The organism is Vibrio nomapromontoriensis (assembly GCF_050337205.1).
GTDB lineage: Bacteria > Pseudomonadota > Gammaproteobacteria > Enterobacterales > Vibrionaceae > Vibrio > Vibrio nomapromontoriensis.
Map to the genome: position 1 here is coordinate 106,128 of NZ_JAKJSS010000015.1, position 11,956 is coordinate 118,083.

Sequence of the window (11,956 nt, forward strand, 5' to 3'; positions counted from 1 at the left end):
ACGACACAGGAAAAGTAGGGCGGCTATTATACTCAAACGCTCGCTAAGCGCACTTACATTTTAAGGTAAAAGTCACCAGTTAGCTGAATAAAGGCGTCAGAATAGCCTCCATGAGGACTATGAATGACTAATTGCTCTTCGATGGTAGCGATTTCTTGTTTGCGTAATGTGAAAAGAACTCGGTTTATTGGCTTTGTTTGTGTCGGACGAACTAAGCAGCGTCGGCTGAGAAACCATCCCTTATTTTGAGCGATTGTGATGAATTGCTCTCCCTCTGTAATCGGCAGGATAAAGCTGGCTTCACCGTCGTTGTTGAGCAGCTGATAGCAGCGCGACAGCAGCTCGGTATGATTGAGGCTAGAGGTATGTCGGGCAGTGGCTCTTTGCTGGAGTGCGGCTTGCTCGCCAGAATTAAAGTAAGGAGGATTACAGATAATGCCAGAAAATGCGTGTTCAAAGTTATGGTTAAGAATGTCCCCCTTAATGATATGAATTCGCTCTTGCCATTGCGAGTGTTCAACATTGTTGCTGGCGTCTTTGATTGCACTGTCTTCGATGTCAATGGCGTGGATCACCCCTTCAGGATAACGCTGAGCCAGCATTAATGTTAGCAGTCCGGTACCGACGCCAATATCAAGGATTGGGTCAGCATGTTGGAACGTTGCCCATGCACCAAGCATCACGCCGTCGGTGCTGACAGGCATACCTGCTCCACCTGAATGGATCTTGAACTGCTTGAATGCAAAGCTTTTTATTTTACTGGTTTTAGATGTCATGATTATATGGTTAATCGATTGCTATTGAGTGAATTAATCTATTGTTAATTATTTGTATGGATATATGTTCTGATTGTGCTTATATTGTTTTGATAAATGATCGAGATTATATACTGGCTTTTTAATTAAAGCTGGTGAAACAAACTGCTTTCGTCTTAGTTCTGTAAATTAATGTAGTGTTTTTTTCTGACTCTATTGCTAATCCTAAGCCTATTCGTCATCATGCCGCCCTAAATTATACGAGGAAACAACGATTTTCTCGATAACACACAACATTAACTTATAGGGGTATATCTGTGAATCAGAGCTTAAAAACAACAGATATTATAGCAGTCGGCTTTATGCTGTTTGCGTTTTTTCTAGGTGCGGGCAACATTATATTTCCCCCTCTTGCTGGTCAGCTAGCAGGTGAGAACTTGTTACCTGCAATGACGGGTTTTCTTCTCACTGCGGTAGGTCTGCCTCTTATTACCATTATTGCTGTCGCAGTTGCTGGGGGCTCTTGGGAGCACCTGACTAAAGATCTTCCCAAGCGTGCAGCTATGTTAATTGCAGTGCTTATCTTTATCATCATTGGTCCTGCATTTGCTGCGCCGCGTACCGGCCTAGTAGCGTATGAAATGGCGATTCGTCCATTCTTTTTGGAAGCGACGCAAATACACCTAACGGTGTTCTCTATTTTGTTTTTTGCTGTTGCTATGTGTTTTGCATGGTCACAAGGCAAGTTGATTGATGTCATTGGTAAGGTACTGACGCCTGCGCTCTTTGTGGGGCTGATTATTCTTGCTGTCGCAGTATTTGTTGACCCGCAAGGTGAGATGATTGCGCCTGTTGGTGACTACGCGACACAACCATTAACAACCGGTTTCCTTGAAGGTTATAACACCATGGATACCTTCGGCTCTTTGATGTTTGGTATGCTGATTGTTGATGCGTTACGTAAAAAGGGCATCACTGAGCAAAGTGCGACAACGAAGTACTTGATCAATGCCGCTTTCATTGCCGCTGCGGGTTTGGCATTTGTATACATTTCGCTGTTTTATCTTGGTGCGACAAGCGCAACCGTTGCTGCGGGCGCGGATAATGGTGGTGCCGTGTTAAGCCAGTATGTCCAAGCGCTGTTCGGTCCGTATGGACAAATCGTACTTTCGGTTATTGTATTGCTTGCTTGTTTGACAACAGCTATTGGCCTCATTTCAGCTTGTTCTGACTACTTTAGTACCATTACTTCAGTCACTTATAAGAAGTGGGTTGTTATTCTTGGTGCTGCTTGTGCACTCGTTGCGAATATTGGTCTTGCTCAACTTATTTCGTTGTCAGTTCCGGTGTTATTTGCCCTTTATCCTGTTGCGATAGCCTTGGTTGCATTGACATTTGTACGCAAATTCTTGCCAAACCCTAAGCTAGCTTATCGAGTCGTGATTTTAGTGTCGTTGGCGTTTGCGCTAATTGATGCAGCTAAAGTCGCTGGCCTTGATGTTTCGTTCTTTAACGTATTGCCATTGTTCAGTGTTGGCATGGGGTGGGTACTACCAACAACCGCCGCTATCATTTGTATGGGCTTTATTGGTCGTAGTGCTGATGAGTTGACGGAAGAAACTGCATAGTCAAAGCAGCTTAATAGTTAGCACTAAAAACGGCACCTTGTGTGCCGTTTTTTATTTCATTTTATACCGTCACTGGTCGTTTCAATATAGCGCGCAACACTACACTGTAGTTAGGTGAGTATCGGCTTATAACGAGGCTTGGTACTCTAATAGAATTTGCTCACACCAAGTTGCAATCCGTTCATCACTTAGTTCATATTGTGAGTCTTCGTCGAGGGCTAAGCCGACAAATTTACTATTGTTGTCAATGAGGGCTTTAGATGCTTCAAATTCATAACCCACATTCGGCCAATAGCCAATAAAGTTAGCGCCGGTGGGTTTGAGTTCATCATGAAGCATTCCCATCGCATCCAGATACCACTCGCCATAGCCTTCTTGATCGCCGAGTCCGAACAGCGCGACGTACTTGCCTTTTAGTGATACGCCAGCGATTTGATCCCATATCCCGCCCCAGTCTTCTTGGAGTTCACCAAAATCCCATGTAGAGATCCCTAAGATAAGTAAATCATAGTCGCTCATTTGCGAAATAGGGGTATCTTTTACATTAAATATATCAACGATATCTGGGCCAATAATATCGCGTATCTTCTCTGATGCCATCTCGGTGTAGCAAGTCGATGAGCCGTAAAATAGTCCTATTTTCATAATCGTTCGCATGGTTTGTGAGTCTGTTGTATCGGATTCTACCTCTAATTTGCTTAGCGTTGCAGCGGTTATCGAGGATTTATTGAGTTTTATTGGCATTCTCACCTTAAGTCGAATATTCTGTTTTTGTACTGTATAAACATACAAGAGGTTGCTGTGAGTGACGTCAATATTCAAGACCAAGGGTTGGTCGAGCAATTTTTGGACTCAATGTGGATGGAGAGAGGGTTAGCTGAGAATACGTTGTCGTCGTATCGAAATGACCTTATCAAATTACTGGTTTGGATGAATAAGCATCACTATAAACTGCAATTCATCAGCTTCTCGGGTTTACAAGAATACCAAACATGGCTAGTTGACCAAGATTATCATCAAAGCTCTCGAGCTCGGATGCTGTCTGCCATTCGTCGTCTATTTCAATATATCCATCGTGAAAAATTGCGTGCTGATGATCCTACCGCGCTACTTATTAGCCCTAAGTTGCCCAAACGTCTTCCTAAGGATTTATCGGAAGATCAGGTGACGGCGCTTCTTGATGCTCCGGACTTGAATAACCCACTAGAGCTTCGTGATAAAGCCATGTTGGAGTTACTGTACGCGACAGGGCTTCGTGTTACTGAGCTCGTCAGTCTCACTATGGAGAATATCAGCCTTCGGCAAGGGGTGGTTCGTGTCGTCGGTAAAGGAAATAAAGAAAGATTGGTTCCAATGGGGGAAAACGCTATTGATTGGATTGGTGAATTTATTGAAAATGGGCGACCAGACTTACTTGGAGAGAAAACCTCCGATGTGGTTTTCCCCAGTAAGCGAGCTAAGCAAATGACGCGGCAAACATTCTGGCATCGGATAAAGTACTATGCTGTATTAGCGGGCATTGATACTGAGCTACTCTCACCACATGTGCTGAGACACGCGTTTGCGACGCACCTATTGAACTATGGGGCTGATTTACGTGTCGTACAGATGTTGTTAGGACATAGTGACTTATCAACCACACAAATTTATACTCATGTTGCAACTGAAAGGTTGAAAAACATTCATAGCCAGCATCATCCAAGGGCTTAATTTTACCTTTTTGAACGTTTTTCACGTTCGAAAACCGTATAAAACTCTATATTTTTGAAATTATGGTGACTTTAATGAGCGTAATGCGCTGTTTGACTCTTTTTTCTCTTCCTTTCTTTGTCACCGCTTGTGGTGCAGAAGAATCTCAACCAACTTCACAGCCAGCGAAGGTTGAAGTCGCGGCAACAGTGTCTGCCGATGAGGCTGCCATTACGTCTCGTTTTGCTAAGATTGGTATTGAAGTACTTGAGATTGTACCGTCTGATATTAATGGCTTGATGGAAGTTCGTACGGAAGGTGGGGTGTTGTTCACCTCACCAAATGGTGACCACTTTATTGCAGGGACCTTGTATGCATTGGATAAAGATGGCAACTACAAAGACATCATTGCTGAGCGCCAAGCACCGCTGAATGCAGAGAAAATCGCTCAATATCGCGATAGCATGATTGAGTATAAAGCGGATGATGAGAAATACGCCGTAACCATCTTCACCGACATTACCTGTGGTTATTGTGTACGACTACACAGTCAGATGCAGGGTTATAACGACTTAGGTATCACTGTGCGTTATTTAGCGTATCCTCGTGAGGGGGCTAATGGTCAAGTTGCTGAAAATATGGCAAAGATCTGGTGTGATGAGAATCCAAATACCGCTATGCATGACGCAAAGGTTAACCGCAAACAACCAAGCTTTGATGGGGATTTGACCCAATGTAAAGCCACGATCGCGACACATTATAATTTAGGTCGTGAGTTAGGCATTAGCGGCACACCGGCTATTTTCTTACCGAATGGTGAAATGGTGGGAGGGTATTTACCGCCTGCTGATCTTCTTAAACGCCTTGAAAGCATTAAAAAATAATTAGGAAATGGGCTCATTATTGAGCCCTTTTGATTTTATGATAGAAATTCAACGTCGCGATCCTGTCGATGTCTCTGCGTTGCCTGAGACGATTCCTGAAATTCTTAGACGCTTGTATCTTTCTCGTGGTATTTCCAACCTAGGAGAATTAGAAAAAGCCGCTAAGGGGTTACATTCTTACACTGAGCTAGCGGGTATTGATAAGGCAGTAGAGCTGCTGTTTCAAGCGATTCGCGAGCAAAAGCGCATTATCGTCGTGGGAGACTTCGACGCTGATGGAGCGACGAGTTCAGCGTTGTCAGTATTGGCACTGCGCATGCTTGGTAGCCGTAACGTAGACTATTTAGTGCCGAACCGATTTGAAGATGGCTACGGTTTGAGCCCAGAAGTCGTCGATCAAGTATTAGAGATCGGTGCTGAAGTCATTATGACGGTGGATAACGGGGTTTCATCGATTTCGGGTGTGAAATACGCGAAAGAGAAAGGGCTACAAGTGATTGTTACTGACCATCACCTTCCTGGTGGTGAGCTTCCTGAAGTAGACGCAATGGTTAACCCTAACCTCAATGAGTGCAGCTTCCCTTCTAAGGCGCTAGCGGGAGTCGGCGTTGCTTTTTATTTGATGATGGCGTTGTGCGTTGCAATGAGAAAGCAAAATTGGTTTGCCTCGCAAGGCATGGCAGAGCCTAAACTTATGGAGCTTATTGACTTGGTTGCGTTGGGCACGGTTGCTGATGTGGTACCGCTGGATAAAAATAACCGGATACTAGTTCATCAAGGTTTGCAGCGTATCCGCGCTGGTAAAGCGAGACCGGGTATTCAAGCCTTGATTGAAATTGCCAAAAGAGATCCTAGAAAGTTAGTGGCAACGGATTTTGGTTTTGCGCTTGGCCCCCGAATTAATGCTGCGGGTCGACTCGATGACATGTCATTTGGTGTTGAACTTTTAATGAGTGACAACATCCATGCGGCGAGACGCATGGCCAGTGAATTGGATGGATTGAACCAAACTCGAAAAGAAATCGAAGAGGGCATGAAGCAAGAAGCGCTGGCTTTTTGTGAGCGTCTTCAGATCAGCGATAAAGCCACTATGCCTTATGGTTTAGCGTTATTTCAACGAGATTGGCATCAAGGCGTCATTGGCATTCTAGCATCACGAATAAAAGATAAATTCCATCGCCCAGTGATTGCATTTGCCGACGGTGGTGAGGGAACCATTAAAGGCTCTTGCCGATCAATCCCAGGTTTGCACATGCGTGATGCTCTTGACCGTATCGACACACAAAATCCGGGTCTAATTGCCAAGTTTGGCGGCCATGCTATGGCGGCAGGTTTAACGATTCAAGAGAAAGACTTTGAACGTTTCAGTCAGCTATTTGATCAAATTGTTCGTGATGAGCTTGGTGAAACGGCGTTAAAGGGGGTGATTTTATCGGATGGTGAATTGTCACCAGAGGAATTCTCCATGCATACAGCGGAAACACTGCGTGCTGGTGGACCGTGGGGGCAAGCTTTCCCTGAGCCTATTTTTGATGGTGAGTTTAAAGTTCTGCATCAAAAACTGGTGGGCGAGAAGCATTTGAAGCTAATGGTTGAGCCTATGCATAAAGGCTTTGGCACCAATATTATGTTGGATGCCATTGCTTTTAATGTGGATTTACGTCGCTGGCCTGATGCGTCGGTAAAAACGGTGACACTCGCCTACAAGTTGGACATTAATGAGTTCCGTGGAAATCAATCTCTGCAGCTCATGGTGGATCATATTGAGCCTCGATAGAGGCTCTTTTAAAACCGCAAGCTAAATCGATATTTTTCTGTATCTTCATCACATTTTTGAGTAGAATTCTTCGGTTAAATTCTACTCATAAATGCTGAGCGAATATGTTTGAAATCAATCCTATTAAAAACCGCCTACAGGACGTGACCGAGCGCACGAATATCCTGAGGGGGTATCTTTGACTATGATGCCAAGAAAGAGCGTCTAGAAGAAGTTAACGCAGAATTAGAACAACCGGATGTATGGAATGAGCCAGAGCGCGCACAAGCGTTGGGCAAAGAGCGTTCATCACTTGAAGCGATCGTAGAAACTATCGATATACTTGACCAAGGGGTTGAGGATGTTGCTGGATTACTCGAGCTTGCGGTTGAAGAAGAAGACCAAGAAACCTTTGACGAAATTGAGCCAGAATTGGCTGAGCTCGAAGCTAAGCTTGAAAAGCTTGAGTTCCGTCGTATGTTTGCTGGTGACCACGATGCGTCTGATTGTTATATCGATTTACAATCGGGTTCTGGTGGTACTGAGGCACAAGATTGGACATCAATGCTGCTGCGCATGTACTTGCGTTGGGCGGAAGCCAAGGGCTTTAAGACGGAAGTCATTGAAGTGTCTGACGGTGATGTGGCTGGTTTGAAAGGGGCGACGGTCCGTATTAGCGGGGAATACGCATACGGCTGGCTACGGACTGAAACGGGTGTGCATCGCCTTGTTCGTAAATCACCATTTGACTCAAGTGGCCGACGTCATACCTCTTTTGCTTCTGCGTTTATCTATCCTGAGATTGATGACAACATTCAGATCGACATTAATCCTTCTGATCTTCGTATCGACGTATACCGCGCGTCTGGCGCGGGTGGTCAGCACGTCAATACCACAGAATCTGCGGTGCGTATTACCCACGTACCAACCAATACCGTGGTTCAGTGTCAAAATGATCGTTCTCAGCATAAGAACAAAGATCAAGCGATGAAGCAGCTTCGAGCGAAACTGTTTGAGTTAGAAGTCCACAAGCAGAACGCTGAAAAACAAGCGAACGAAGATGCGAAATCAGATATTGGATGGGGCAGCCAAATACGCTCATACGTATTGGACGACTCTCGAATTAAAGATTTAAGAACAGGCGTTGAGAACCGTAATACACAAGCGGTTCTTGATGGTGATTTAGACAAATTTATCGAAGCTAGCCTGAAATCAGGTCTGTAAGCTTTTAGCAACTTAACAGGTACATCCAAATGACTGATGCTGTTCAAAATGAAAACCTACAAGAAGAAAATAAGTTAATTGCTGAGCGTCGTAGCAAGCTGGATCACATCCGCAAAAGCTGCAAAGCGAATGGCCACCCAAATGATTTCCGTCGTGAGCATCTCGCTGGCGATCTGCAGGCTGAGTTCGGTGAAAAATCGAAAGAAGAGCTAGAAGAGCTGAACCACATTGTGTCTATTGCCGGTCGTGTAATGGCAAAGCGTGGTCCATTCCTAGCGATTCAAGAGACCTCTGGCCGTATCCAAGCCTATGCAGCAAAAGATGTTCAGAAGGTTTTAAAAGAAAAATATCAAGGTCTTGATATTGGTGACATCATTGGTGTTAAAGGTGCACTTCATAAGTCAGGTAAAGGTGATCTTTACGTGAATATGGAAGAGTTTGAACTGCTAACTAAAGCACTTCGTCCGCTACCTGAGAAATTCCACGGTCTAACGGATCAAGAAATGCGTTACCGTCAGCGTTATGTTGACCTGATCGTAAACGAAGATTCTCGTAGTGCATTTATCATTCGCTCTAAGCTGGTATCTTCTATCCGTAACTTTATGAGTTCAAAAGGTTACTTAGAAGTTGAAACGCCAATGATGCACGTGATCCCTGGTGGCGCAACCGCTCGTCCATTCGTGACTCACCATAATGCGTTGGATATCGACATGTATCTACGTGTGGCGCCTGAGCTATACCTGAAGCGTTTGGTTGTCGGTGGTTTTGATCGTGTATTCGAGATCAACCGTAACTTCCGTAACGAAGGTCTGTCTCCTCGTCACAACCCTGAATTCACCATGATGGAATTCTACCAAGCGTACGCAGACTACAAAGATCTTATGGATTTGACTGAAGAGATGCTAAGCACGGCAGCAATGGATGTGCTGGGCTCTACATCAATGCCATACGGTGATGAAAAGGTTGAGTTTGGTGGTACTTACGCACGTCTAAGTATGTTTGACGCGATTAAGCAGTACAACCCAGATCATGCGCAAATCCAAGCGCTAACCGAAGCAGATTTGCAAGATCGTGAGCTTATGGTTTCTATTGCTAAATCGGTCCATGTCGATGTTGAAACGTTCTGGACATGCGGTCAGCTACTAGAAGAAATCTTTGGTGAGACAGCTGAGCCTCAGTTGATGCAACCAACGTTTATTACTGGCTACCCAGCAGATATTTCGCCATTGGCTCGTCGTAGCGATGATAACCCGTTCTTTACTGACCGTTTCGAGTTCTTTATCGGCGGTCGTGAAGTGGCAAATGGTTTCTCTGAGCTAAATGATGCAGAAGATCAAGATGCACGCTTTAAAGCGCAAGTGAATGCAAAAGACGCGGGTGATGATGAAGCAATGTACTACGACGCTGATTACATTACAGCGCTAGAACACGGTTTACCGCCAACGGCTGGCCAGGGTATCGGTATTGACCGTTTGGCTATGCTATTTACGAATACTCATACTATTCGTGACGTTATTTTGTTCCCAGCGATGCGTCCTCAGCAGTAATTAACTGGCAATAAATATTTTAAGCCTCTCTATTGAGAGGCTTTTTTTATGCCAAAAAATCAAGAACTTTTGTAGAAAAATAAAAAACTGTGCACTAGTCTTAAATATGAGACAGGTAAAGTCGGCAATAATGTAAGAGTTACCTTGTGAGAATAGTCCTATTCAATAGAATTAACCAGTTGAATCCTAAAAGTAATAATAAGGAATGATGTAATGGGAACCGAGTTTAAGATGGATTCCATCCCCGGCGCTTTAGTGGTAGTGGGGGGGACCTACGAGCCATGGTTATCAGTTTTAGAACAAGCTGGTTGGCGATGTACGCAGTGTTCTGATCTACGTAAAGCGGACGCCATTTTCTCCGAAATAGGTCCTTGTATTGGTATTGTGGATTTAACACGAGATGACTTTAGCCTAAATGGGATTGCAAAACTGGTGAGCACCCATAAACAGGTAAGGTGGATTGCTTTTATCAGAGAGTCTCAATTAAGTTCAGACACCATATGCCAATTTATCGTGAATTTCTGTATCGACTTTTTTACTGTACCTATTCCAGACTCACGCTTAATGGGCACGATTGGTCACCAACTTGGTATGCTTAAACTTGAGCAGAAAGTTTGGCCGCATAATGGCAATAATCATGATCTTGGTCTTGTTGGGCAATCTCTACCTGTAAGGCGATTGAGAGATCAAATTAAGCGTATCGGCCCAACAGATGTCAGTATTATGATTCATGGTGAGGTGGGCTGTGGCAAAGAAACGGTGGCGAAGGCTATTCATCGTTGCTCTTCTCGCTCGCAAAAACCCTTTATCGCGGTTAATTGTCGTGCTTTCTCTGACGCTCGCTTTGAAAATGAATTTTTTGGCCTACATAACCCAGATCAGGTTTCGTTGCTTGAGCAAGCGGCGGGAGGCACGATCCTACTTAATGACATATTTACCTTGCAGCCCAAACAACAAATGAACTTACTGAAGTTTTATCAAGAGGGCAAAGTAGAGACGGTCAATGGCTGGAAAGAGTATGATATTCGCATTTTAGCGGCAGATTCATCCGATATCGAAAAAGCGCTTGGTGACGGTTTGTTTAATGATGAGCTGTTCCATTGTATTAATGTTCTTAGAATTAATGTTCCGAGTCTGAAAGAGCGGGCAACAGATATTGGATTATTGGTAAATCATTATATTGGCCAGTTTTCTAAAGAATTTAATTCTCCAGTTAAATCTATCGACGATGATGCTCTTAAAACCCTGACTTACTACCATTGGCCCGGCAATGTAAAAGAGCTGTTGAACCAAGTTAAGCGAGCGGTGCTGATGACTGAAGAAGAAGTGCTGTCTAAGAAGCACTTTGAATTACCAGGTACCTATTCTGGTAAGCGTAGCTTAAAGAGCATTAGAGAGCGCTCTGAGCGAGATGCACTAATATTGGTACTCGACAGCCACAATGGTCAGGTAACACTTGCTGCCAAGGAGTTGGGCATATCGCGAGCGACGATGTATCGTTTGCTAAATAAGCATAACTTGATCGCGGAAGAAACGTTGTAAATAGTTAACTGTCCCAGTTATAAACCATCGCTTGATTGAGGTGGTTTTTTTTATCACTATCTGGAACCGTACACAGCCAGTCCTTTCTTTTATATGCCAATCTGCAATGTATAACCGTTTTTAAATGTGTCGTATGGCGATTTGTATAAGCTTTGCTCTTAATTACATTATTTTTGTGAAGTGTGTTTTAGCAACGGAATTATTTTATTGATCTGGTTGTTATTTGTTCGGTTGAAATGAATCACTACTAAGGCCTCTATATACAATGTATTGCTTCATCCTAGCGTGGCTTAGTCGCAAGAATATAGAATATTTCATGTTATTGTTTTTTTTTGTAACAAATTTGTTGAAAATAGCGACGCTTTGATTGAAAATTGACCATGAGTTTCGAGCTCACACCATTCAAATTATTTCGGATTATTAAGTTAACGTGGAGGCGTAAATGATGAATCGTAACATTACTATCAAGACTATCGCACTTCCGCGTGAGTGTATGAAACGACAATGGATGCATATTGCGCTGTTTTCAGCTAGCCCTGCATCTATGTCCGATACCAATAAACTTTAATATCCGTACCTCTAGAGGCTGCGGAAATAGCAGTCTCAAAGTCACTGAAAATTTTCTTTAGATCGCTATTTCTCTCCTCAATATTTGTAAAATTAGGAGACACTATTATGCGTACATCTGTTTATCTGACTCTTGCTACTTGGTTAATTAAAGCGGATCTTCACCATGAAGAGAGGGAATGGAAACGTCGCTATCGCCGCAATGCTTATCAGCTTCCTCTGCACAATGAGCATTTGCTGCGAGATATTGGCTTAGATAGCCAAGGTCGTCCACTCGGCACAGTGACGGTTGCTCCGGCTGTTGTTGCCAAACGTAAAGCTCGTCATCTTCGAAGGGTGTTACGGTCAACAATAGCGACGTAAT

The 11,956-nt window shown here is 43.8% G+C and carries 11 protein-coding genes; 9 read left to right on the forward strand and 2 right to left on the reverse strand.

Annotated elements, in window-relative coordinates; all coding sequences use genetic code 11:
- Window positions 1–53: 53 nt before the first annotated feature.
- Entirely contained in the window at window positions 54–776 is a 723-nt protein-coding gene (locus tag L4D05_RS18980) for a tRNA1(Val) (adenine(37)-N6)-methyltransferase (RefSeq protein ID WP_428754572.1), read from the reverse strand.
- 296 nt (window positions 777–1,072) lie between these two features.
- Here L4D05_RS18980 and brnQ point away from each other — a divergent pair, with 296 nt between their 5' ends.
- Window positions 1,073–2,383: a branched-chain amino acid transport system II carrier protein gene (gene brnQ, locus L4D05_RS18985; protein WP_428794939.1), complete on the forward strand. Its 1,311-nt coding sequence runs from the start codon at window positions 1,073–1,075 to the stop codon at window positions 2,381–2,383.
- 126 nt (window positions 2,384–2,509) lie between these two features.
- On the opposite strand, the gene fldB is transcribed toward brnQ, so the two are convergent.
- On the reverse strand, window positions 2,510–3,028 hold the full coding sequence (fldB, locus tag L4D05_RS18990) for a flavodoxin FldB (RefSeq protein ID WP_428754614.1): 519 nt from the start codon (window positions 3,026–3,028) through the stop codon (window positions 2,510–2,512).
- A 156-nt stretch (window positions 3,029–3,184) separates the two neighbouring features.
- Between fldB and xerD the strand changes: the two genes are divergently transcribed.
- From xerD to L4D05_RS19030, 8 genes are all read left to right on the forward strand, one after another.
- Window positions 3,185–4,093 carry a site-specific tyrosine recombinase XerD gene (xerD, locus tag L4D05_RS18995; RefSeq protein ID WP_390902956.1) on the forward strand — a complete coding sequence of 303 codons (909 nt, stop codon included), beginning with the start codon at window positions 3,185–3,187 and terminating at the stop codon, window positions 4,091–4,093.
- Window positions 4,094–4,167: 74 nt separating this feature from the next.
- The gene (gene dsbC / locus L4D05_RS19000) at window positions 4,168–4,956 is read left to right on the forward strand and encodes a bifunctional protein-disulfide isomerase/oxidoreductase DsbC (protein ID WP_428754575.1); all 789 of its coding nucleotides are present in this window, start codon (window positions 4,168–4,170) and stop codon (window positions 4,954–4,956) included.
- Between the two features lie 37 nt (window positions 4,957–4,993).
- On the forward strand, window positions 4,994–6,733 hold the full coding sequence (recJ, locus tag L4D05_RS19005) for a single-stranded-DNA-specific exonuclease RecJ (RefSeq protein WP_428754576.1): 1,740 nt from the start codon (window positions 4,994–4,996) through the stop codon (window positions 6,731–6,733).
- A gap of 104 nt (window positions 6,734–6,837) precedes the next feature.
- Window positions 6,838–7,936 (forward strand): peptide chain release factor 2 gene (prfB, locus tag L4D05_RS19010; RefSeq protein WP_265676420.1). Its coding sequence is split into 2 segments (ribosomal slippage): window positions 6,838–6,912 and window positions 6,914–7,936, totalling 1,098 coding nucleotides; the frame shifts between segments, so codons are not numbered across the junction.
- Between the two features lie 29 nt (window positions 7,937–7,965).
- Window positions 7,966–9,483, forward strand: a complete 1,518-nt coding sequence (gene lysS, locus L4D05_RS19015; protein WP_428794940.1) for a lysine--tRNA ligase — start codon at window positions 7,966–7,968, stop codon at window positions 9,481–9,483.
- A 213-nt stretch (window positions 9,484–9,696) separates the two neighbouring features.
- Window positions 9,697–11,025 carry a sigma-54-dependent transcriptional regulator gene (locus tag L4D05_RS19020; protein WP_428754578.1) on the forward strand — a complete coding sequence of 443 codons (1,329 nt, stop codon included), beginning with the start codon at window positions 9,697–9,699 and terminating at the stop codon, window positions 11,023–11,025.
- 442 nt (window positions 11,026–11,467) lie between these two features.
- Window positions 11,468–11,593 (forward strand): hypothetical protein, encoded by a 126-nt coding sequence (locus L4D05_RS19025; RefSeq protein ID WP_428794941.1) that lies wholly within the window; start codon window positions 11,468–11,470, stop codon window positions 11,591–11,593.
- A 107-nt stretch (window positions 11,594–11,700) separates the two neighbouring features.
- Entirely contained in the window at window positions 11,701–11,955 is a 255-nt protein-coding gene (locus L4D05_RS19030) for a DUF1127 domain-containing protein (protein WP_428754580.1), read from the forward strand.
- The last annotated feature ends 1 nt before the right edge of the window (window position 11,956 follow it).